17 protein-coding genes and 3 rRNA genes are annotated in these 21,694 nt (G+C 69.2%); 7 read left to right on the top strand and 13 right to left on the bottom strand.

The window, feature by feature from the left end; all coding sequences use genetic code 11:
* Positions 1-3 precede the first annotated feature (3 nt).
* Both AC6JBM_RS55505 and AC6JBM_RS55500 read right to left on the bottom strand, forming a co-directional pair.
* On the bottom strand, positions 4-996 hold the full coding sequence (locus AC6JBM_RS55505; protein ID WP_497981460.1) for an HAD-IIA family hydrolase: 993 nt from the start codon (positions 994-996) through the stop codon (positions 4-6).
* On the bottom strand, positions 993-2,207 hold the full coding sequence (locus tag AC6JBM_RS55500; protein WP_497981459.1) for a hypothetical protein: 1,215 nt from the start codon (positions 2,205-2,207) through the stop codon (positions 993-995). Before AC6JBM_RS55500 ends, AC6JBM_RS55505 begins: the two co-directional genes overlap by 4 nt.
* Between AC6JBM_RS55500 and AC6JBM_RS55495 the strand changes: the two genes are divergently transcribed.
* Complete coding sequence (locus tag AC6JBM_RS55495; RefSeq protein WP_497981458.1) at positions 2,097-4,103, top strand: hypothetical protein; 2,007 nt, start codon at positions 2,097-2,099, stop codon at positions 4,101-4,103. The two genes, AC6JBM_RS55500 and AC6JBM_RS55495, sit on opposite strands and share 111 nt — an antisense overlap.
* A 2-nt stretch (positions 4,104-4,105) precedes the next feature.
* Here AC6JBM_RS55495 and rrf read toward each other — a convergent pair.
* The 4 genes from rrf to tyrS all read right to left on the bottom strand — a co-directional run bounded on the left by rrf (position 4,106) and on the right by tyrS (position 11,251).
* Positions 4,106-4,222, bottom strand: a 5S ribosomal RNA gene (gene rrf / locus AC6JBM_RS55490).
* Positions 4,223-4,326: 104 nt separating this feature from the next.
* Positions 4,327-7,434: ribosomal RNA gene (locus AC6JBM_RS55485) — 23S ribosomal RNA — on the bottom strand.
* A 351-nt stretch (positions 7,435-7,785) separates the two neighbouring features.
* Positions 7,786-9,300 (bottom strand): 16S ribosomal RNA (locus AC6JBM_RS55480).
* The 16S, 23S and 5S rRNA genes sit together here, the layout of an rRNA operon.
* Positions 9,301-9,982: 682 nt before the next feature.
* Positions 9,983-11,251 carry a tyrosine--tRNA ligase gene (gene tyrS / locus AC6JBM_RS55475; protein WP_497981457.1) on the bottom strand — a complete coding sequence of 423 codons (1,269 nt, stop codon included), beginning with the start codon at positions 11,249-11,251 and terminating at the stop codon, positions 9,983-9,985.
* A gap of 97 nt (positions 11,252-11,348) precedes the next feature.
* Here tyrS and AC6JBM_RS55470 point away from each other — a divergent pair, with 97 nt between their 5' ends.
* The 3 genes from AC6JBM_RS55470 (at position 11,349) to AC6JBM_RS55460 (ending at position 14,425) form a co-directional block, all read left to right on the top strand.
* Complete coding sequence (locus tag AC6JBM_RS55470) at positions 11,349-11,657, top strand: antibiotic biosynthesis monooxygenase family protein (RefSeq protein ID WP_497981456.1); 309 nt, start codon at positions 11,349-11,351, stop codon at positions 11,655-11,657.
* Between the two features lie 2 nt (positions 11,658-11,659).
* Positions 11,660-13,294 carry a class I SAM-dependent methyltransferase gene (locus AC6JBM_RS55465; RefSeq protein WP_497981455.1) on the top strand — a complete coding sequence of 545 codons (1,635 nt, stop codon included), beginning with the start codon at positions 11,660-11,662 and terminating at the stop codon, positions 13,292-13,294.
* Positions 13,295-13,390: 96 nt separating this feature from the next.
* Positions 13,391-14,425, top strand: a complete 1,035-nt coding sequence (locus AC6JBM_RS55460; RefSeq protein WP_497981454.1) for an NADP-dependent oxidoreductase — start codon at positions 13,391-13,393, stop codon at positions 14,423-14,425.
* A gap of 169 nt (positions 14,426-14,594) precedes the next feature.
* Here AC6JBM_RS55460 and AC6JBM_RS55455 read toward each other — a convergent pair whose 3' ends face one another.
* Both AC6JBM_RS55455 and AC6JBM_RS55450 read right to left on the bottom strand, forming a co-directional pair.
* Positions 14,595-15,389 carry an SGNH/GDSL hydrolase family protein gene (locus tag AC6JBM_RS55455; protein WP_497981453.1) on the bottom strand — a complete coding sequence of 265 codons (795 nt, stop codon included), beginning with the start codon at positions 15,387-15,389 and terminating at the stop codon, positions 14,595-14,597.
* Complete coding sequence (locus AC6JBM_RS55450) at positions 15,386-15,760, bottom strand: winged helix-turn-helix transcriptional regulator (protein WP_497981452.1); 375 nt, start codon at positions 15,758-15,760, stop codon at positions 15,386-15,388. Before AC6JBM_RS55450 ends, AC6JBM_RS55455 begins: the two co-directional genes overlap by 4 nt.
* A gap of 67 nt (positions 15,761-15,827) precedes the next feature.
* Between AC6JBM_RS55450 and AC6JBM_RS55445 the strand changes: the two genes are divergently transcribed.
* Positions 15,828-16,379 (top strand): NAD(P)-dependent oxidoreductase, encoded by a 552-nt coding sequence (locus AC6JBM_RS55445; RefSeq protein ID WP_497981451.1) that lies wholly within the window; start codon positions 15,828-15,830, stop codon positions 16,377-16,379.
* On the opposite strand, the gene AC6JBM_RS55440 is transcribed toward AC6JBM_RS55445, so the two are convergent.
* The 5 genes from AC6JBM_RS55440 to AC6JBM_RS55420 form a co-directional block, all read right to left on the bottom strand.
* Positions 16,376-17,131, bottom strand: coding sequence for an ABC transporter permease (locus AC6JBM_RS55440; RefSeq protein ID WP_497981450.1), 756 nt, complete (start codon positions 17,129-17,131; stop codon positions 16,376-16,378). The two genes, AC6JBM_RS55445 and AC6JBM_RS55440, sit on opposite strands and share 4 nt — an antisense overlap.
* Positions 17,132-17,154: 23 nt before the next feature.
* Positions 17,155-18,099 carry an ABC transporter ATP-binding protein gene (locus AC6JBM_RS55435; protein ID WP_497981449.1) on the bottom strand — a complete coding sequence of 315 codons (945 nt, stop codon included), beginning with the start codon at positions 18,097-18,099 and terminating at the stop codon, positions 17,155-17,157.
* A 141-nt stretch (positions 18,100-18,240) separates the two neighbouring features.
* The gene (locus AC6JBM_RS55430) at positions 18,241-18,888 is read right to left on the bottom strand and encodes a PadR family transcriptional regulator (protein ID WP_497981448.1); all 648 of its coding nucleotides are present in this window, start codon (positions 18,886-18,888) and stop codon (positions 18,241-18,243) included.
* Between the two features lie 60 nt (positions 18,889-18,948).
* Entirely contained in the window at positions 18,949-19,557 is a 609-nt protein-coding gene (locus tag AC6JBM_RS55425) for a hypothetical protein (RefSeq protein WP_497981447.1), read from the bottom strand.
* Between the two features lie 86 nt (positions 19,558-19,643).
* On the bottom strand, positions 19,644-20,201 hold the full coding sequence (locus AC6JBM_RS55420) for a hypothetical protein (RefSeq protein ID WP_497981446.1): 558 nt from the start codon (positions 20,199-20,201) through the stop codon (positions 19,644-19,646).
* Between the two features lie 35 nt (positions 20,202-20,236).
* On the opposite strand from AC6JBM_RS55420, the gene AC6JBM_RS55415 reads away from it, so the two are divergent.
* Positions 20,237-21,223: a hypothetical protein gene (locus AC6JBM_RS55415; protein ID WP_497981445.1), complete on the top strand. Its 987-nt coding sequence runs from the start codon at positions 20,237-20,239 to the stop codon at positions 21,221-21,223.
* 108 nt (positions 21,224-21,331) lie between these two features.
* Complete coding sequence (locus AC6JBM_RS55410; RefSeq protein ID WP_497981444.1) at positions 21,332-21,688, top strand: YciI family protein; 357 nt, start codon at positions 21,332-21,334, stop codon at positions 21,686-21,688.
* The last annotated feature ends 6 nt before the right edge of the window (positions 21,689-21,694 follow it).

Here is a 21,694-nt window from a genome sequence, read left to right as displayed (position 1 = left end):
GTCCTAGACCAGCTTCAGCCACTTGAGCGCGGCCTGCGCGGCCTCCCCGTCCCCGACGACCGGCCGCACCTCCCCCGCCGCCCAGGCGACCTGGCACAGTGCGTTGAGGGCGTCCACGCGGCGGCCGTCGCCCGACAGCCACCACTGCCCGTCACGGTCCTCGACCCGCCACCCCGACGGCTGGGCCGCCGCGTCCTCGAACAGCCCGCCGAGATCCTCGGCGACGAACGTCGGACGCCGCTCGACCGGAGCCGCGAGCAGCTCCGCCGCGTCGGACACCCCGGTGAGCACGAGCAGGCTGTCCATCCCCGCCCGGTACGCGCCCTCGATGTCCGTGTCGAGCCGATCCCCGACCACGATCGGGCGCTGAGCACCCCGCTCCCGGGCCGCCTCCACGAACAGCGCCGGGTCCGGCTTGCCCACGATCGTGTCCGGCTGCCGGCCCAGCGCCGTGGCCATGGCCACCACGAGCGACCCGTTGCCGGGCAGCGGCCCGCGCGGCGACGGCAGCGTCTTGTCGGCGTTGGTCGCGATCCAGGCCGCGCCGCCCCGGATCGCCACAGCGGCGTCGCCGAGATCGCGCATACGCACGTCCGGCCCGTACCCCTGCACCACGACCCGCGCCTGCTCCGCCTCCGTGACCGGCGTGAGCCCGGCGGCGACGACCTCATCGCGCAACGCCGGCGCCCCGAGGATCAGCACCGGCGTGCCGGGCTCGAACCGCTCCGCCATGAGCAGCGCGGTCGCGTGCGCCGAGGTGACGACCTCGCGCGTCTGCGCCGGGATGCCGATCCGCGTGAGCAGCGCCGCGACGTCGCCGGGCAGCCGCGAGGCGTTGTTCGTCGCGTACGCGCTCGGGATCCCCCGCTCGCGCAGCTTCGCGCACGCCTCCGCCGCGCCGGGGATGACCTGGTCGACGAGGTACAGCACCCCGTCGAGATCAAAGATCACCAGGTCGTAGTGCCCGACCAGGTCACCCGCCTGCGCGTCGCTCACGCCCGGCCCTTCTCGCCGCCGGCGTCCCCGCCCTTGGCGTCGGAGTCGTCCGGGCTGTCGTCGTCCGCCTTGGAGCCGCCGGCGTCCTGGCCGGCCGCCTCCTTCTCGTCCGTACCGTCGTGGTCCCCGTCGACCTCGTCATCGCCGTCGGCGTCCTCGGAGTCCGCGGCCGCACGGCCGGCGTCGTCGTCGTGGTCGCCGTCCGACTCGTCGTCATAGTCGTCCGCGTCGTCACGGTCCTCGTCGTCGTCTTCATCGTCGCCGAGGTCATCGTCATCGTCGTAGTCGTCTTCGTCGTCTTCGTCGTCTACGTCGTCGTCTTCTTCGTCGTCGTAGTCGTCCGCGTCCTCGTCGTCCTCGTCGTCGTCGAGGTCGTCGTCCTCATCGTCTTCGTCGTCGTAACCGTCGTCGTCTACGTCGTCATCGTCTTCGTCGTCGTAGTCGTCGCCGTCACGATCGTCATCGTCATCGTCGCGGTCGTCATCGTCGTCCGCGTCGTCGTCTTCGTCCTCGTCGCGGTCATCGTCACGGCCGGCCGCACGACCCTCGCCGCCCTCGAACTCCTCGTCGTCATCCGCGTCGACGTCGCCGTCGAGCGTGATCCCGTCGAGCTCGAGCAGCCGCTCGGCCGCGTCGGTGCGCAGGTCCTCGTCGAGGTCCGCGGCCCGGGCGAACCACTCCCGCGCCTCTTCCCGCCGTCCCGCGCGCAGCAGCGCATCGGCGTACGCGTACCGCAGCCGCGCCGCCCACGGCGCATCCGGCGCCGAGGTCAGCTCGCGCACCTGCAGCATCGCCACCGCCGCGTCCGTCTGCCCCAGGTCCCCACGCGCCCCGGCGGCGACGATGAGCAGCTCGACGATCTCCTCGGCCGAGAGCCGCTCCCGATCCGCCGTCCGGAAGAGGTCGATCGCCTTCTCCGGCCGCCCGAGCGCCCGCTCGCAGTCCGCGATGACCGCGATGTGGGTCTGCTTGCCCGACATCCGGTGGTACGTCCGCAGCTCCCCGAGCGCCGTCTGCCACTCGCCGGCGTGGTACGCCGCGAGCCCCGCGGCCTCCCGCACGACGGCGATCCGCGACGCCTTCCGCCGCGCGACGAGCGCGTGCGCGAGCGCCAGCTCCGGGTCGTCGTCGATCAGCTGCCCGGCGGCAACGAGCCGGCGCGCGACCTCCTCGGCGACGGGCCGGGCGAGCGAACTGAGCTCCGAGCGCACCTCACGGTCGAGCTCCGACGGATCGATGTCGTCGGCGAGCACCGGGTCGGCAACGCGGCTGACGGTCTCCTCGCCGGTGTCCTCGCTGCTGACGAACCCGGGGTCGCTGCTGCGCGGCCGGTACCCACCGGCATCGCTGCGCCGCAGCCCCTCGGACCGCTGGTACCCGCCGGCCCGATCGCCGGTGTCCCGCCCGCGGTCCCGATCCCGGTCGCGGAAGCCGCCACCGGGCCGGTCGCCGTCACGGTCCCGCCGCTGGTAGCCGCCGCCCTCACGGTCGCGGAACCCGCCGCCACTGGGCCGGTCCCCACGATCGCGGAACCCGCCACCGGTGGGCCGGTCGCCACGGTCACGGAACCCGCCACCGCTCGGCCGCTCACCACGGTCACGGAACCCGCCACCGGTGGGCCGGTCACCCCGGTCACGGTCGCGGAAGCCACCGCCACTCGGCCGGTCGCCACGGTCGCGGAAGCCACCGCCACTCGGCCGGTCGCCACGGTCACGGAAGCCACCGCCACTCGGCCGGTCGCCACGGTCACGGAACCCGCCACCGCTCGGCCGGTCGCCACGGTCACGGAAGCCACCGCCACTCGGCCGCTCACCACGGTCACGGAAGCCGCCACCGCTCGGCCGGTCACCCTGGTCACGGTCCCGGAATCCGGAGGGCCGATCCCCATCGCGATCGCGCCGCTGGTACCCGCCACCGTCCCGATCCCGGAACGGCCGATCCCCGCGCGCCCCGCCATCGCGGTCCCGGAACCCGCCACCAGTAGGCCGGTCGCCCCGGTCACGGAACCCGCCACCAGTAGGCCGGTCACCCCGGTCACGGTCACGGAACCCGCCACCAGTGGGCCGATCGCCACGGTCACGGAACCCGCCACCGGCCGGCCGGTCGCCCCGGTCACGGTCACGGTCACGGAAGCCACCGCCACTGGGCCGATCGCCACGATCGCGGAACCCGCCACCGGTGGGCCGGTCACCCCGGTCACGGTCACGGAAGCCGCCGCCACTGGGCCGGTCCCCACCGCCGCGGAACCCGCCGCCACTGGGCCGATCCCCACGGAAGCCACCGCCACCCGGCCGGTCGCCGTCGCGATCGCGCCGCTGGTACCCGCCGCCGCCACCATCGCGGTCACGGAACCCACCACCGGTGGGCCGGTCGCCACGATCACGATCACGGAACCCGCCGCCACCGGGCCGATCCCCACGGAACCCACCGCCACCGGGCCGGTCGCCGTCACGATCGCGCCGCTGGTACCCGCCGCCGTCCCGATCCCCGCGGTACGGCCGCTCGGGCCGATCCCCACGCGGGCCACCGTCGCGGTCCCGGAACCCGCCACTCGGCCGGTCCCCGCGAGCTCCACCGTCACGGTCCCGGAACCCCGAGGGCCGGTCACCGTCCCGGCGCTGACTTCCGCCACCTTCCCGGTCGCGGAACCCACCACCGGTGGGCCGGTCACCCCGATCGCGGTCACGGAACCCGCCACCAGTGGGCCGGTCACCCCGGTCGCGGTAGCCGCCGCCGGTGGGCCGGTCGCCCCGGTCACGGTCACGGAACCCGCCGCCGGTGGGGCGATCCCCGCGGTACCCACCGCCGTCACGATTCGGCCGCTCGCCGCGGTCCCGGGACGGACGGTCACCGTCACGCCCACCCCGGAATTCACCCCGGCCACGGTCATCCCGCGACTGGCCGCCGGCCCGATCGTCGCGAGAGTTCCCGCGCGGCCGATCGCCGCCGCGGGAGCGAGAGTCATCCCTGCGCGGCCGCCGCTCCTGGCCGTCGCCGTCGTGTGGCATGTTCACGACTTCATCCTTCCCGACCGGGGTACGCCGTATGCGTTCGACCCGGTAAAACGAATCAAGGGCCGCCCAGACGGGCGGCCCTTGATCGAATGATTGTCCGGCGGCGTCCTACTCTCCCACACTCTCTCGGGTGCAGTACCATCGGCGCTGGAGGGCTTAGCTTCCGGGTTCGGAATGGGACCGGGCGTTTCCCCTCCGCTATGGCCGCCGTAACACTATGAACCTGTCAACCCCGCACACCCAACCAAGTAGTTGGGGTGCGTTCGGTGTTGGTTCAGAATCACACAGTGGATGCAAGATCTTCAAAGCAAGGATGTAGGTCAAGTCCTCGGCCTATTAGTACCGGTCAGCTCAAACCTGTTACCAGGCTTCCACTTCCGGCCTATCAACCCAGTGGTCTCGCTGGGGGCCTTAACCCTCAAGGGGTGGGATACCTCATCTCGAAGCGAGCTTCCCGCTTAGATGCTTTCAGCGGTTATCCCTTCCGAACGTAGCCAACCAGCCGTGCTCTTGGCAGAACAACTGGCACACCAGAGGTTCGTCCGTCCCGGTCCTCTCGTACTAGGGACAGCCCTTCTCAAGTATCCTACGCGCGCGGCGGATAGGGACCGAACTGTCTCACGACGTTCTAAACCCAGCTCGCGTACCGCTTTAATGGGCGAACAGCCCAACCCTTGGGACCTACTCCAGCCCCAGGATGCGACGAGCCGACATCGAGGTGCCAAACCATCCCGTCGATATGGACTCTTGGGGAAGATCAGCCTGTTATCCCCGGGGTACCTTTTATCCGTTGAGCGACACCGCTTCCACCTGCCAGTGCCGGGTCACTAGTCCCGACTTTCGTCCCTGCTCGACCTGTCAGTCTCGCAGTCAAGCCCCCTTGTGCACTTGCACTCAACACCTGATTGCCAACCAGGCTGAGGGAACCTTTGGGCGCCTCCGTTACATTTTAGGAGGCAACCGCCCCAGTTAAACTACCCACCAGACACTGTCCCTGAACCGGCTCACGGTCCAAGGTTAGATACCCAAATCCAACAGAGTGGTATTTCAAGCTTGCCTCCACCCACACTGGCGTGAGGGTTTCACCGGCTCCCACCTATCCTACACAATCGAATTCGAGTACCAATGTCAAGCTATAGTGAAGGTCCCGGGGTCTTTCCGTCCTGCCGCGCGTAACGAGCATCTTTACTCGTAGTGCAATTTCGCCGGGCCTGTGGTTGAGACAGTGGGGAAGTCGTTACGCCATTCGTGCAGGTCGGAACTTACCCGACAAGGAATTTCGCTACCTTAGGATGGTTATAGTTACCACCGCCGTTTACTGGCGCTTAAGTTCTCCGCTTCGCCCCGAAGGACTAACAGGTCCCCTTAACGTTCCAGCACCGGGCAGGCGTCAGTCCATATACGTCGTCTTACGACTTAGCATGGACCTGTGTTTTTAGTAAACAGTCGCTTCCCCCTGGTCTCTGCGGCCACCAACCGCTCCACCAGCACGTGGTCTCACCATCGGTGGCCCCCCTTCTCCCGAAGTTACGGGGGCAATTTGCCGAGTTCCTTAACCACAGTTCGCCCGATCGCCTCGGTATTCTCTACCTGACCACCTGTGTCGGTTTGGGGTACGGGCCGCTCGAAACTCGCTAGAGGCTTTTCTCGGCAGCATGGGATCACTGACTTCACCTGAAACGGCTCCGCTTCACGTCTCACCCACATGTGCTGCGGATTTGCCTACAGCACGGGCTACACGCTTGCCCCGGCACAACCACCGGCCGGGTCCAGCTACCCTCCTGCGTCACCCCATCGCTTGCCTACTACCACCCGAGTTCCGAAACGCCGGCCATCCCCCCGAAAGGTTCAGACCATTGTGACGTTAGTACAAGCAGGTTCAGCATGGACGCTTCTACGCGGGTACGGGAATATCAACCCGTTGTCCATCGACTACGCCTCTCGGCCTCGCCTTAGGCCCCGACTCACCCAGGGCGGATTAGCCTGGCCCTGGAACCCTTGGTCATCCGGCGGCAGGGTTTCTCACCCTGCTTTCGCTACTCATGCCTGCATTCTCACTCGCGTCACCTCCACGGCTGGATCACTCCGCCGCTTCACCGGTGACACGACGCTCCCCTACCCATCCACACACCTGGACCACAAAGGCCTGGTACACGTGTGAATGCCACAGCTTCGGCGGTGTGCTTGAGCCCCGCTACATTGTCGGCGCGGAACCACTTGACCAGTGAGCTATTACGCACTCTTTCAAGGGTGGCTGCTTCTAAGCCAACCTCCTGGTTGTCTATGCGACCCCACATCCTTTACCACTTAGCACACGCTTAGGGGCCTTAGCTGGTGATCTGGGCTGTTTCCCTCTCGACTACGAAGCTTATCCCCCGCAGTCTCACTGCCACGCTCTCACTTACCGGCATTCGGAGTTTAGTTGACTTCAGTAAGCTTGTGGGCCCCCTAGGCCATCCAGTGCTCTACCTCCGGCAAGAAACACGTGACGCTGCACCTAAATGCATTTCGGGGAGAACCAGCTATCACGGAGTTTGATTGGCCTTTCACCCCTAACCACAGATCATCCCCCAACTTTTCAACGTTGGTGGGTTCGGCCCTCCACGCGGTCTTACCCGCGCTTCAGCCTGCCCATGGCTAGATCACTCCGCTTCGGGTCTAGGACACGCGACTGAACGCCCTATTCAGACTCGCTTTCGCTACGGCTCCCCCACACGGGTTAACCTCGCCACGTATCACTAACTCGCAGGCTCATTCTTCAAAAGGCACGCCGTCACCCCCAGCCTAAGCCAGGACGCTCCGACGGATTGTAGGCGCACGGTTTCAGGTACTATTTCACTCCCCTCCCGGGGTACTTTTCACCTTTCCCTCACGGTACTCGTCCGCTATCGGTCACCAGGGAGTATTTAGGCTTACCAGGTGGTCCTGGCAGATTCACGGCAGATTACAGGAGTCCGCCGCTACTCGGGAACACGCCAACACAGACCGTCGAATTTTCGCCTACCGGACTCTCACCGTCTACGGTGCCGCTTTCCAGCGGACTTCGACTAACCCACGGCTTTCTGACTGTGCCACCAGCCGGCAGACCGGTGCAGACATGCCCCACAACCCCAAACATGCAACCCCTGCCGGGTATCACACATGCCTGGTTTAGCCTCATCCGCTTTCGCTCGCCACTACTCACGGAATCACTATTGTTTTCTCTTCCTGCGGGTACTGAGATGTTTCACTTCCCCGCGTTCCCTCTACCTGCCCTATGTGTTCAGGCAGGAGTGACACCACATGACTGGTGCCGGGTTCCCCCATTCGGACACCCTGGGATCACAGCTCGGTTGACAGCTCCCCCAGGCCTATCGCGGCCTCCCACGTCCTTCATCGGCTCCTGGTGCCAAGGCATCCACCGTACGCCCTCAGCAACTTGACCACAAAGCAATAAAGATGCTCGCATCCACTGTGCAATTCTCAACCAACACCAAACCCGCACCGTCTTGTCAGCGGCAACCTCGACAGACACCCTGCCTGGTTTTGCACGCCGGCGCAGATTCACGTCCGAAACACACCATCGCTGGTTGTTTCAGGACCCAACAGGGTGCCTATACGATCCACACGAACCGCATCCCAGAACTGTTTCCACGCCAGCCTTCCAGCTAGCAGTACTCGACTCCGGGACCGTTGTCCGCAAGACCTTCGCCAGTGTCTCCGCCATTGAGCACCCCACCAGCACACTCGGCCGATGCGGGCTCCTCACAGTCTTTCGACCGAAGGTGCTCCTTAGAAAGGAGGTGATCCAGCCGCACCTTCCGGTACGGCTACCTTGTTACGACTTCGTCCCAATCGCCAGCCCCACCTTCGACGGCTCCCTCCACAAGGGTTGGGCCACCGGCTTCGGGTGTTGCCGACTTTCGTGACGTGACGGGCGGTGTGTACAAGGCCCGGGAACGTATTCACCGCAGCATTGCTGATCTGCGATTACTAGCGACTCCGACTTCACGGGGTCGAGTTGCAGACCCCGATCCGAACTGAGACCGGCTTTTTGGGATTCGCTCCACCTCACGGTATCGCAGCCCTTTGTACCGGCCATTGTAGCATGCGTGAAGCCCTGGACATAAGGGGCATGATGACTTGACGTCATCCCCACCTTCCTCCGAGTTGACCCCGGCAGTCTTCGATGAGTCCCCGGCCGAACCGCTGGCAACATCGAACAAGGGTTGCGCTCGTTGCGGGACTTAACCCAACATCTCACGACACGAGCTGACGACAGCCATGCACCACCTGTGAACGGCCCCGAAGGACCCGACATCTCTGCCGGATTACCGTACATGTCAAACCCAGGTAAGGTTCTTCGCGTTGCATCGAATTAATCCGCATGCTCCGCCGCTTGTGCGGGCCCCCGTCAATTCCTTTGAGTTTTAGCCTTGCGGCCGTACTCCCCAGGCGGGGCGCTTAATGCGTTAGCTGCGGCACAGAGAACCGGAGAGGCCCCCCACACCTAGCGCCCAACGTTTACAGCGTGGACTACCAGGGTATCTAATCCTGTTCGCTCCCCACGCTTTCGCTCCTCAGCGTCAGTATCGGCCCAGAGACCCGCCTTCGCCACCGGTGTTCCTCCTGATATCTGCGCATTTCACCGCTACACCAGGAATTCCAGTCTCCCCTACCGAACTCAAGCCTGCCCGTATCAGCTGCAAGCCCACAGTTGAGCTGCGGGTTTTCACAGCTGACGCAACAAGCCGCCTACGAGCTCTTTACGCCCAATAAATCCGGACAACGCTCGCGCCCTACGTCTTACCGCGGCTGCTGGCACGTAGTTGGCCGGCGCTTCTTCTCCAGGTACCGTCACTTGCGCTTCGTCCCTGTCGAAAGAGGTTTACAACCCGAAGGCCTTCATCCCTCACGCGGCGTCGCTGCATCAGGCTTCCGCCCATTGTGCAATATTCCCCACTGCTGCCTCCCGTAGGAGTCTGGGCCGTGTCTCAGTCCCAGTGTGGCCGGTCGCCCTCTCAGGCCGGCTACCCGTCGTCGCCTTGGTAGGCCATCACCCCACCAACAAGCTGATAGGCCGCGAGCCCATCCCAGGCCGAAAAACTTTCCACACCCCACGATGCCGCGGAACATGAATATTCGGTATTAGCCCCCGTTTCCGAGGGTTATCCCAAAGCCTAGGGCAGGTTACTCACGTGTTACTCACCCGTTCGCCGCTCGAGTACCCCGAAGGGCCTTTCCGCTCGACTTGCATGTGTTAAGCACGCCGCCAGCGTTCGTCCTGAGCCAGGATCAAACTCTCCAACAAAACCTGTGTTGGTGAATCAATCACCCGGCAACAAACATGTTGTCACCAAAGGAATCCCAGACACGCAACACACTCCCAAAGAAGCGCGCCCATGCCACGGGGTAATCATCATTTGGCACTGGCTTAACAAGCACCCTGTTGAGTTCTCAAACAACCAACACACACCGCCTCGCGTCACCGTTTCCAGTGCCACTCGCCCGGGGCGTTTCGTACCGTTCTAGTCTAGCATGTCCGCTTCGCTGTGTCAAGTCCGCCTTGCGGTACTTTGTCCAGTTCCACGAGCGCACAACAACTCTTCCGGATACCCGGCCGAGTGTCGTAGGCTGTCGGCAGGACGTCCGCTGCGGCTCACTTTCGTGACCCGCGGACCTCGTCCGTGTCCCTGCCGAGGAAGAACCTTACCCGCTCCGCGTCCGACATCCAAATCGTGTCTGTCGGCCGTTTTACGGGCACGATCACTCGCCGGTCACCCGGTTTGATGATCGTTTGGGGCTTCGGCAGGCCGACCGCCGCGGCGCGACTTGCGCTCCGCTATCTCGTCCGTTTCCCTGCCGGTCATCTACATTACCCGGCCTTCCGATCTCCACCAAATCGATCACTCTCTTTGGTGTTGACCGGCGCGCCGGGCGCCTGTAGCGAGGACGGAACCTACGCGGCGCCCGGCGCGAGAGTCAAATCGAGGTCACCCGGCGGCGAGCTCGATGCCGGCGAACGTGCGCTTTCCCTTGCGCAGCACCAGAAGCCCGCCCGCTAGGGCCCGCTCCGCGGCCACGATCTCCTCGGGATCGGACACGCGCTCGTTGTTCACGTACGCGCCGCCCTCCGCCACCGTGCGCCGCGCCTCGTTGCGGCTGGAGACGAGCCCGGCCGCGATGAACAGGTCGGCGACCGTCGAGCCGGGCGGGGCCTGCACGAGGCCGGCCTCGCTCAGCGCGGCCCGCAGCGTCGACGCCGACAGTTCGCCCAGTGAACCCCGGCCGAACAGCGCCTGACTCGCGGCGATCACCTGCGCGGTCTCCTCCGGGCCGTGCACGATCTTGGACATCTCCTCCGCGAGGCGCCGCTGCCCGAGCCGGGCCGCCGGTCGTTCCGCGGTCTCCTTCTCGATGACCTCGATCTCCTCGCGCTCCAGGAACGTGAGCTTGCGCAACAGGCTGCCCACGACGGCGTCCTCGAGGTTCACGAAGTACTGGTACAACGCGTATGGGCTGGTCAGCTCGGCATCCATCCAGAGGCTGCCGCCGCCGGTGGACTTGCCGAGCTTCTCCCCCGCCGAGTTCACCAGCAGCGGCGTGGCCAGGAGGTGCACGGAGGCGCCCTCCACGCGATGGATCAGGTCGGTGCCGGCCGTGAGGTTGCCCCACTGGTCGCTGCCGCCGGTCTGGAGACGGCAGTCATACCGGCGGTACAACTCCAGGAAGTCCATTCCCTGGAGGATCTGGTAACTGAACTCGGTGTAGCTGATCCCCGCGTCGGAGTTGAGCCGCGCGCTCACCGCGTCCTTGGTGAGCATCTTGTTGACCCGGAAGTGCTTGCCGATCTCCCGCAGGAAGTCGATCGCCGACATGGACGCGGTCCAGTCGTAGTTGTTGACCATCCGGGCGGCGTTGCTGCCGGTGAAGTCCAGGAACGGCTCGATCTGCCCCCGTAGCTTCTCAACCCACTCGGCGACCTGGTCGACCGAGTGCAACTGCCGCTCGGCGGACGGCCGTGGGTCGCCGATCAGGCCGGTCGCGCCGCCGACGAGGGCGAGCGGGCGGTGCCCGGCGAGCTGTAGCCGGCGCACCGTCAGCACCTGGAAGAGGTGGCCGATGTGCAGGCTCGGCGCCGTGGGGTCGAACCCGCAGTAATAGGTGATCGGCCCCTTCGCCATCTCCTTGCGGAGTTCGTCGAGGTCGGTCGAGAGCGCGATCATGCCGCGCCACTGCAGATCTTCGAGCACATCGGTCATGCGCGCGATTGTCCCACCAGGACCCGGTCGGCTCCCACCGCATTCGGTCCGACCAGGGTGAAGGAGTTCTGTCGTACCCGGTCGCTAGGGTTGGGGCATGGCAGTCGTGAAGATCAACGCGATCGAGGTTCCCGAGGGCGCAGGCCCCGAACTGGAGCGCCGCTTCGCCGCACGGCACGGCGCGGTCGAGGGCCAGCCGGGCTTCCTGGGCTTCGAGCTGCTCCGCCCGACGGCCGGCGAGACCCGCTACTTCGTCTACACGAAGTGGGAGTCCGAGGAGCACTTCCAGGCCTGGTCCAGCGGTCCGGCCCGCGAGGCCCACGCGGGTGAGCGCGCCCGGCCGGTCGCGACGGGCGCGAGCCTGCTGGAGTTCGAGGTCGTCGAGCACGCGGACCCGCGGGACTGACCATGGCGCGCTTCGTCCTCTTCCCCGGCCGCCATCACCTGCTGACCCGTTTCCAGGCGGCCTATCTGCGAGCCTTGGTGAAGAGCGAAGACGGCATTCGTACCGACCGTGAATCCGCCACCTCGCCGCCCACGATCGTCTGGGCGGTGACGAGCGCCAACCACCAGAACACCAAGCGCAATCCGGTGTCGTATGACCGCCGCGAGGCCGCCATCGAGCGCTTCAGCGTCCAGGAGGACCTGCGCTCGCTGGTCGTGCCGGTCTTCGACACCGCGCACACCGACCGCTTCGCCGAGGTCACGCTCAAGAGCGTCGAGTCCGTCCTGGGCCACCACCTGACGCCGGACGACACCCTGGTGGCCTGCTCGACGCCCGAGGTCGCCGCGCTGTATTCGGCCCTGGGCTTCCCCATCGCCCTGGTGGAGGCCGACACGGCGTTCGTCGCGGCGGACGGCCCCGAGGCGGCACCCGGCCCCGAGAGCACCGCCGGCTCATCCGAGCCCCAGCCGGCCGCGGTGCCCGAGCGGCCGTGGGACGTGCTCCTGCGCCTGGCCGACGGCGACCCCTCCTGGCGCGAGGCGGCGCACCCGGCGACGCTGGACGTCTACGACCGCTACCGCCTCGGCGAGCAGGTCGCCCTCGTGGTGAACGACCCCGTCGTCGGCGAGGAGGGCGGCCTGACCACGACCCGCGACTACCGCACCTACGCCGAGGCCTTCGAGGCCAGCGCCGAGCGCAAGTGGGACCTCGTCAAGCGCCACGTCCGCCCCGGCCGGATCGTCGACGTCGGCTGCGGCGCCGGCGCCGTGCTCGCCCTCGCCGACCGGGAGCCGGCCCTGCGCGAGAGCGACCTGATCGGCGTCGAGGTCGCCCGCCACCTCTACGAGGAGTGCGTGCACCGCAAGGCCCAGGGCTGGTTCACCAACCCCAATGTGTACTTCTACTGCCGCAACGTCCTCGGCGGTGCCGTCTTCCCGCCGCGCTCGATCGACACGACCCTGACGTTCGCGCTGACCCACGAGATCTGGTCCTACGGCCACCAGATGGACTCCCTGCGCGCCTTCGCTCAGGCCATCTACGACCACACCGTCCCCGGCGGCGTCTGGATCAACTCCGACGTCTGCGGCCCCGACAACCGCGCGCTGCGGGTCCGCCTGTCGCTGCAGGGCAGCCCGCCGGCCCCCACGGCGCAGCCCGGTGCCGCCGCCCTGGACGAGCTGGGCCGGGACGAGATCGCGGCCCACGTCGAGGGTCTCTCCACCCGGGCCCGGCTGGACCGCTTCGCCGCGGACTTCCACTTCCCGCTGCCCTACAAGGACCTCGAGGATCCCACCGATCCCGGCGCGGTCGAGATCGCCCTGTCCGACGCCATGGAGTTCCTCACCCACAAGGACTACCCGGACAACTGGCTCTCCGAGGCCCACGAGCAGTTCTGCGGCCTGGAGTTCGCCGACTGGAAGGCCCTGCTGACCGACGTCGGCTTCGAGGTCGACCCGGCGTCGCACTCCTGGCGCAACGACTGGATCGTCGAGCACCGCATCCGCCCATACGCCCGGCTGTCCACACTGGACGGCCACCCGCTCGACTGGCCCGACACCCACGTCCTGCTGGTCGCCCGCCGTCCGTTGAACACCTGACACCAGCCGCCCGGCATCACCCGTCCGACCCAGACCCGGCCCGCATCCCGGCCCGCCGAGCGCGGCCGCCAACCACCGACAGATCGGGGGCACAGCGTGAAGGCGTTGCAGTATTCCGAGTACGGGCCGTCGAGCGTCCTGCGCGTCGTCGAGCGCGCCGAGCCGGAGCCGTCGGCCGGGCGCATCCGCATCGCGGTGCGAGCCGTGGGGGTGAACCCCTTCGACTGGAAGGTGCGCAGCGGCGCCTTCGGCACCTCGCCGGACCGCCTCCCGATGATCCCCCACTCCGACGCGGCCGGCGTCGTCGACGCCCTCGGCGAGGGCGTCGAGGGCGTGGCGGTCGGCGACGAGGTGTTCGGCGTGGCCGAGGGTGGCGCGGCCGCCGAGCACGCGGTCCTGCGCCACTGGACGGCGAAGCCCCCGGCCCTGAGCTTCACCGAGGCGGCGGGTCTGCCCAACGTGGTCGAGACCGCCGGCCGGGCCCTGGACCTGCTCGGCCTCGGCAGGACCCAGCCGCCCGCGGCCACGGGCGGCACCGGGACCGGCGGCCCGGCGCCCACCGCCGTCGGCGCATCAGGCGGCGGCGACCGCGCGGCTCACGGGAGTGCGGCCCACGGCGACGACTCGCAGCCCGCCGCGGGCGTGACGCTGGTCGTCAACGGCGCGGCCGGCGGCGTCGGCATCGCCGCGGTGCAGATCGCCATCGCCCGCGGGGCCACGGTCATCGGCACCGCGAGCGAGCGCAACCACGACTTCCTGCGGGGGCTGGGGGTGATCCCGGTTACCTACGGGCCGGGGCTCGCCGACCGCATCCGCGCGCTCGCGCCGAACGGGGTCGACCGGGCGCTGGACGCCGCCGGGCACGGAGCCGTCGCCGAGCTCGTCACGCTCACCCCGACGCCGGCGGACGTGGTGAGCATCGCCGACTTCGACGCGCCGAAGCTCGGGGCGCGGGTCACCGACGGCTCCGAGGGCCGCGCGTACCAGACGCTGCACGAGGCCGCCGCCCTCTACACCGCGGGCCGCTTCTCGATGCCGGTCGAGCGCACGTTCCCGCTGGAGGAGGCCGCGGCCGCGAACGACCTGAGCGAGTCCGGCCACGTTCGCGGCAAGATCGTCATCACCCTCTGACGCACCCGCCGGGGAACGCGAGGACCACCCGCCGGGGAGCGCGAGGAGCGCCCGCCGGGGAACGCGAGGACGACCCGCCGGGGAACGCGAGGACGACCCGCCGGGCCGCGCGAGGAGACGACCCGCCGGGGGACGTGAGGACCGCCTGGCGGGGAGCGCGAGGTCCAGGTCAGGGGCCGAGGTCGACCGGGGCCGGGGTGGCCCGCTTGCAGACCCGGTTGTCGCCCGAGCTGCGGCCCATCACGTGACGGGCCGCCCACGGGAGCATGTGCCGGCGCACCCAGGCCAGCTCCGCGGTGATCGCCCGGTGGCGGGGGCGGCGCACCGGGGGCGGCAGCGACGCGTTCCAGGAGTCGTCGAAGCCGGGGAGGCCGAGGGCGTACGCGAGGGCGTGGCCGATGCGCTCGTGCCCGGCGCTGTTCGCGTGCAGGCGGTCGTCGCTCCAGAGGCGGGGATCGGAGGCGACGGGGTACGCCCCGAGGTCCAGCAGGATCGCGCCGCTGTCCACGGTCACCTTGCGGATGGCGTCGTTGAGGGCCAGGACACGGCCGCGCAGGGGCTTGGCGATCGGCATCACCGGGGCCGGGTCCGGCAGGGTGAAGGTGAGGACCGTCGCGCCGGCGGAGACGAGGGCGTCCTGCATGGCGAAGATGTCGGCGGCCACCGCGGACACGTCGAAGGAGCCGCGCAGGATGTCGTTCATGCCCGCCACCACGGTGGCCAGGTCCGGCTCCAGGGCCAGCGCGGGGGTCAGCTGCTCGGCGCGGATCCGGGCCGTGGTGCGGCCGCGGATGGCGAGGTTGGCGTATTCGAGGACGGGGCCGCCGCCGGAGGGCTGCGACCTCGCCACGTGCTCGGCGAAGCGGTCCGCCCAGCCTCGGTAGCCGCCCCGGCCGTCCGGGTCGTCCATGCCCTCCGTGGTGCTGTCGCCGATGGCGACGTAGCGGCGGTACACCCTCGTCATGACGTGCGCGAGGCGTAGGCGGCGCGGGCCGACTCGACGGCCGGCAGGTGCTCGACCGCCCAGGCGCGGCAGGCGTCCATCGCCGGGAAGAGGGTGCGGCCGAGGTCGGTGATGGCGTATTCGACCCGCGGCGGGAGCTCGTCGTAGGCGGCCCGCGTGATCATGCCGTCGCGTTCGAGGGCGCGCAGGGTCTCCGCGAGCACCTTCGACGACACGCGGCGCATCGGCACGCGCAGCTCGGTGAAGCGGCGGGGGGCGCCGTCGCGCAGGCAGGTCAGGACCATGCCCGCCCACTTGTCGCCGATCTGGAACGGCGTCACGGAAGACGGGCAGGCCGGGTCGAACAGGTCCGGCGGCAGCGATGCGCGCATGCGCTCACGGTAACGCGCGCCCCGGTTACGTTGCAGTTACCGGGGTCTCCCGTTCTACGGTCCCGGCATGACCAAGACAGTGGTGTTCGGAGCGGGTGGGCGGGCCGGTCGAGCGGTGCTCGAAGAGGCGCGGCGGCGCGGCGTCACGGCGACTCCGGTGGTGCGGGATCCGGCGAAGTACCCGGACCTGGAGCAAGCCGTCGCCGGGGACGTCACGGACGCGGCGCTCGTGGCCCGCGCGGCGCACGGGCACGACACGGCGATCGTTTCGGTATACAGCGGGAATCAGCACGACTACGCGGCGGCGATGGAGCGCCTGCTCGAAGGGCTGGAGCGGGCCGGGGTCCACCGGCTGTTCGTCGTCGGGCTCGCCCCCACGCTCGGGCCGCTGCCCGAGGACTTCCCGGCCGACTGGCGGCCGTTCGTGGAGGCGCGCCGCGCGGAGCTGGCGGTGCTGCACCGCTACGACGGGCCCGTCGACTGGGTGGTCGTCACCCCGCCGATGGAGCTGGTGGCGAGCGATGACGGCGGGTACACCTACGCGGCGCTGGCGGCGGCACTGCTGGACGAGGTCCTCGCAGGCCGCCACCACCGCCGTCAGATCGCGGTCGGCGGCTAGACCGACTTCTGGTAGGACCGGAACGTCCGCGTGGACAGCCACACCAGCAGCGCGGCCAGGACCAGCAGGCCGCCGCCGTAGGACAGGGTGCGGGGCCATTCGAACGTGCCGGCCAGCGCCGACCGGCACGTCTCCAGGGCCCAGTTCACCGGGTTGCCCCGGGCCACCGTGCGCATCCACGGCGGCATCAGGGCCGGGGCCATGAACGACGAGGACAGGAACGTCAGCGGCAGCAACAGCAGGGTGTTGAGGCCGATGATGGTCTCGCGCCGGCGCACCAGCATGCCCGCGATGTTCGACAGGGCGCTGAACACCACGCCGAGCAGGGCCGCCGACGCGACGAGCAGCAGCACTCCGCCCACCGGGTAGGAGGCGCCGGCGGCCAGGCCCAGCAGCACGATGATCACGGACTGCAGGGTGACGCTCATGGTCTGCTCGACGACGACGGCCTCGAGGATCGCGCCGCGGCGGATGGGCGTGGTGAGGAGGCGGTTCATGGTGCCGCGGTCGATCTCCTCGAGCACGCCCATGCCGGACCACATGCTGGAGGAGACCGCGGTCATGACCACGATGCCGGGCACCAGGTACTCGACGTAGCCGCCGCCGCCGAACCCGGGCAGATCGACGACCCGCCGGAACAGGTTGCCGAACAGGAACAGCCAGATCACGGGCTGGACGAGCGTCACGAGCAGGAACGCCGGCTGCTGCACGAAGACCTTCAGGCGCCGCGCGGTGAGGTACACGAGGCTCATGCCTCCGCTCCGCTCCGTACCGTTCATGCCGCCACCTCCAGGCGACGGCCGGCGTGGCGCAGGTACACGTCATCGAGACTCGGACGCGCGACCGTGACCGTGGCGACCCCGATCCCGCAGGCGTCGAGGGCGGCGAGCGCGGCGGGGACGGCGGCCGCCCCGTCGTCGGCGCGGGCCGACAGCCGCGTGCCGTCGAGGGTCACCTCGCGCAGCATCGGCAGTCCCGCGAGCGCCGTGCGGGCCTGCGGGCCGTTCGCGGTTTCCGGGATTTCGATGTGTACCGCATCCCCGCGCAGCTCCCCCTTGAGCCGATCCGGGCTCCCCTCGGCGACGACCCGCCCGCCGTCAACGATGACGAGCCGGTCGGCCAGGCGGTCCGCCTCGTCCAGGTAGTGCGTGGTGAGCAGGATCGCCAGCCCGGTGAGCCCCTTGATCTCCCGCCACAGGGCGGCGCGCGCCTCGGGGTCGAGGCCGGTCGTCGGCTCGTCGAGGAACAGCACCTCGGGCCGGTGTACCAGACCCATGGCGACGTCGAGGCGGCGCTGCATGCCGCCGGACCAGTCGCGGGTGGGCCGGTCCGCGGCGCCGGTGAGGTCGAAACGCTCCAGCAGCTCCCCGACGCGGCGGCGCAGCCCGGCGCCGCGCAGGCCGAACAGGTGGCCCTGCAGCGTGAGGTTCTCGCGGCCGGAGGCGGCCGGGTCGAGGCCGCCGCGCTGGGCGACGACGCCGATCGCGGCCCGGGCCCGGCTCGGCGCCCGGGTCACGTCGTGGCCCATGACCTCGGCGTGGCCGGAGTCGGCGCGGGCCAGCGTGGTGAGGATCTTGACGGTGGTGGACTTGCCGGCGCCGTTGGGGCCGAGCAGCCCGACGATCTCGCCCGGCTCGACGGTGAGCGACAGGCGGTCGAGGGCGCGTACGCCCTTGGGGTAGGTCTTGACGAGGTCCCGGGCCAGGATGGCAGCGGGCATGACGGTCTCCCGTTCGGTCGGACCGGCCGCACGGGTTCGCTATCCTGGCATGTGCAGACACCAGAGACCGGATTCGTTCCCGCGAAGTCGGTTGAGGTCGTTTCCCGGGTCGTGGTGTTCCCGCACCGCGGCCCGGGTTTTTTACTGCTCCTGGCGTCCGTCCTGTGATTCCCCGGATGCCAGGCGTTCGTGTCCGGCGCGCCAGAGCTCGACGCCGGAGAGGGTGCCGTGCTCGATCTCGGTGACGAGGCCGCGCACCCATTCGGCCTCGGCGCGCAGCAGCGCCAGGCCGAACTCGACCTCGACGGTGAACAGGCGCGGGACGGTCTCGGCGTAGGACGCGATCGCCGCCTCCTCGCCCGCGATCCGGTGCGCGAGGATTTCCGCGCGCTCGCGCAGCAGGCGTACGGCCTCGTCGGGCGGCAGCACGCCGAGCACGGACAGGGCCGCGCGCAGTCTCGGGTACTCCCGCTCGGGCTCCCCGACCAGGTCGCGCACCCAGTCGACGGCCTCCTCGCGGCCGGCCGCGGTGATCGAGTACACGGTCCGCTCCGGGCGCCGGCCCTCACGCGTGGTCCCGGCCGCCTCGATGAAGCCGTGCTTCTCGAGGTTGCCGACCACGGTGTAGAGCGAGCCCCACTGGATCTTGAGGTCCTGCTCCTTGCCGTGGCCGCGCATCTCCGCGGCGATCTCGTACGGGTGCATGGGCCGCTGGTACAGGGTCGTCAGGACGTGCAGGGCGAGCAGGTTGCCCACCTTGCGCCGCTTGGCCATCACACCCCCCGGCATGCCCGCACACGGATACTCGCGGACGAGTATAGGGACATACTCGCCGGCGAGTAAAGCGCGCTACGCGGACGCGGCGAACGCCTCGAACTGCTCGGCGACCCCGGTCAGGTGCTCCTGCTCGTTCGACGCCCCGTCGGGGGTCGAGACGCGCCAGCGCCGCTGCCCCGGCACGATCGCGACCCGGATCGAGGCGCCGTCCTCCCGCCACAGCTCGGCCGTCGTGTTGTCCTCGTCGAGCCGGCCGATGAAGTCGCGGATGTCGTCCCCGGTCGGATGATGGGCCAGCGACCCGTCCTCGGTCGTCAGTCTCGGCACCGGCAGCCGCAGCAGCCGCCGCGGCTGCCAGAGCGCCGCAGGCTGATGGCGACCGGGCCGCTGGAAACACAGCAGCTCGCACTCGTCGGCCAGCTTGTGGATGAAGTGCAGTGCCTCGCCGGGCGCGTCCCGGTGCAGCGCCAGCAGCACGTGCGTGCCCTCGCCGACGACCGGCTCCGCCCACAGCGCCGGATCGACGCCCGCCCGCACCTCGCGGTCGAAGCGCTCCACGCCAGGATCGACGAGCGCCCATTCCGCGTCGCCGCGCCGCAACGCCTCGTAACGGTCGACACCCTGGTCAACCGTGATCGGTCGGGCCTCGTACCAGACACCAACCTCGATCAACTCCGCCATGGAAGACCAACCTACGGAACCGTCGGAAATCGGCGCAACTCAGCCACGCTGGGTGCCGAATCCATCACCCGATCCCGGTTCTACCCTCAGTGATCATCACTCTGCGCTATACGGCGCGCGGCGACCGTCTCGACCAGGCCCCCGGCCGCGTGCGTGGTCACCGTCAGCGGCCCACCCGTATCTCCTGGTAGATCGAGAATCACGGCGGTGAGCGGGAGGGCCGCGACCCGCCCGTGGGCGGTCAGCCGCCCGGCCGGCTCGGCCCGCGCGGCGGCGATGTCGGTCCAGAGCACCGTCACTGACGGGTGACGACGGGGTGACAGCCAGCGCGGGCGCAGCGTGAGACCGTCGTCGCCGGTCGTGACGCACACCGGCACGCCGCCGCCGAACAGCAGGGCGAGGCCGGGCCCGAGCTCCCAGATGAGCGCCGCGCGCTCCAGCGGCACGCGGCCGAACCAGCGCAATGCGCCGGCGGCGTGGGCGGCCCGTTGCCGGCGGCGCGCCCACCACTGGGCCAGCAGCACGGGGCCGACCGCAGCCGCGGCGATACCGGCGAAGGCCAGGGCCGCGGGCCAGCGCCCGAGCAGCGGCAGTCCGACCGGTACCGCGGCGGCGAGCCCGAGCCACCAGCCGCGCCCCCGCACCGGGTCAACGCTACGCGGACGGGGCATGATGGGGCATGCCCTCTGCGCGCCCCATCCGGCTGCTCCTGGTGGTCGCCGCCCTGGTCCTGGCCGTGGCCGGCTGCGGCGGCGAGGAGGCCCCGCCGTCCGCCGCGCCGCAGTTCGCCTCCGCCCCGGCCTCGGCCGTGGAGCCGAGCGCCGCCCCGCCGTCCAGCGCCGCCCCGCCGGCCGCGCCCACCAGCGCCGCCCCGGTCGCCATCCCGGCGGGCGTCACCGCGGGCATCGTGATCTACGACCGGCAGGCGAAGGCGTACGTGCTGCAGCAGAAGCCCAGCTGGCGGTTCCGCTCCGCGTCGCTGGTCAAGCTGCTCATCGCGCTCGACTACTTCTGGAACAAGGGTCCCGCCTACGCGGTGCCGGCCGCCGACCAGCCCAAGCTCCAGGTGATGCTGCGCAGCAGCGACGACGCGGCCGCGACCGGGCTGTGGAAGGCCAACGGGCAGCGCGAGATCGTCAGCCGCATGGTGCAGCGGCTCGGACTGCAGGACACGGCGCCCCCGCCGGTCAGCCAGCCGGGGTACTGGGGCTACACGGCGGTCAGCGCGGCCGATCTGGTGCGGGTGTACCAGTACATCCTCGACAAGGCGCCGGACCCGGTGCGCGAGTTCATCATGGGCAACCTGCACCAGACCACGAAGTGCGGGACCGACCACTACGACCAGTCCTTCGGCATCCCGAGCACGTTCAAGGCCCCGCGCGCGGCCAAGCAGGGCTGGTCGGGCTTCGGCGACGACCCGGCGACCCCGTGCGTGGCCGGCGCCGGCTACGACGGCGGCGCGCGGTTCGTGCCGGCCGCGGCCGGGCCGAACGCGCCCGACATGATGGGCGAGGTGCTGCACACCACCGGCACCGTCGGGCAGGACGACCGGTACATCGTCGCCGTGCTGTCGGTACACCCGGATGGTTCGCAGTTCGCGAAGGCGGCCGCCAACCTGACGAAGATCACGAAGGCGCTGCCCCTGCCGGCGTCGACCAAGCTCTAGGGCGAACGACTCCGGAAAGTTCACGCGCGTCGGCCCGCCGGTCGTGTAGAGACGGACACGACGGCTCCGACCACCTCGTGACGGCTTTCCTGAGAGGAATCTTCTGCGATGAAGTACCTGCTGCTGATCCACATGAACCCCGACGTGTGGTCGACGCTCACCCAGGCCGACATCGACGAGGTGATGTCCGGGCACGACCAGTTCATCAAGACCATCACCGAGTCCGGCGAGCTGATCCGCACCGACGCCCTCGGCCAGCCCGAGGAGAGCGCGGTCGTGCGGGTGCGCTCCGGCGCGGCGACGGTCACCGACGGGCCCTACGTCGAGGCCAAGGAGTTCCTCGCCGGGTTCTACCTGGTCGAGTGCGAGTCCCGGGAGCGCGCGTGCGAGCTGGCCGCCATGATCCCGGATGCCAAGTGGAACGCGATCGAGGTGCGCGCCATCGTGCACACCCAGGAGAAGTAACCCAGT

It is taken from the genome of Dactylosporangium thailandense (genome assembly GCF_059739745.1).
This window is presented reverse-complemented; position numbering and strand designations above follow the sequence as displayed.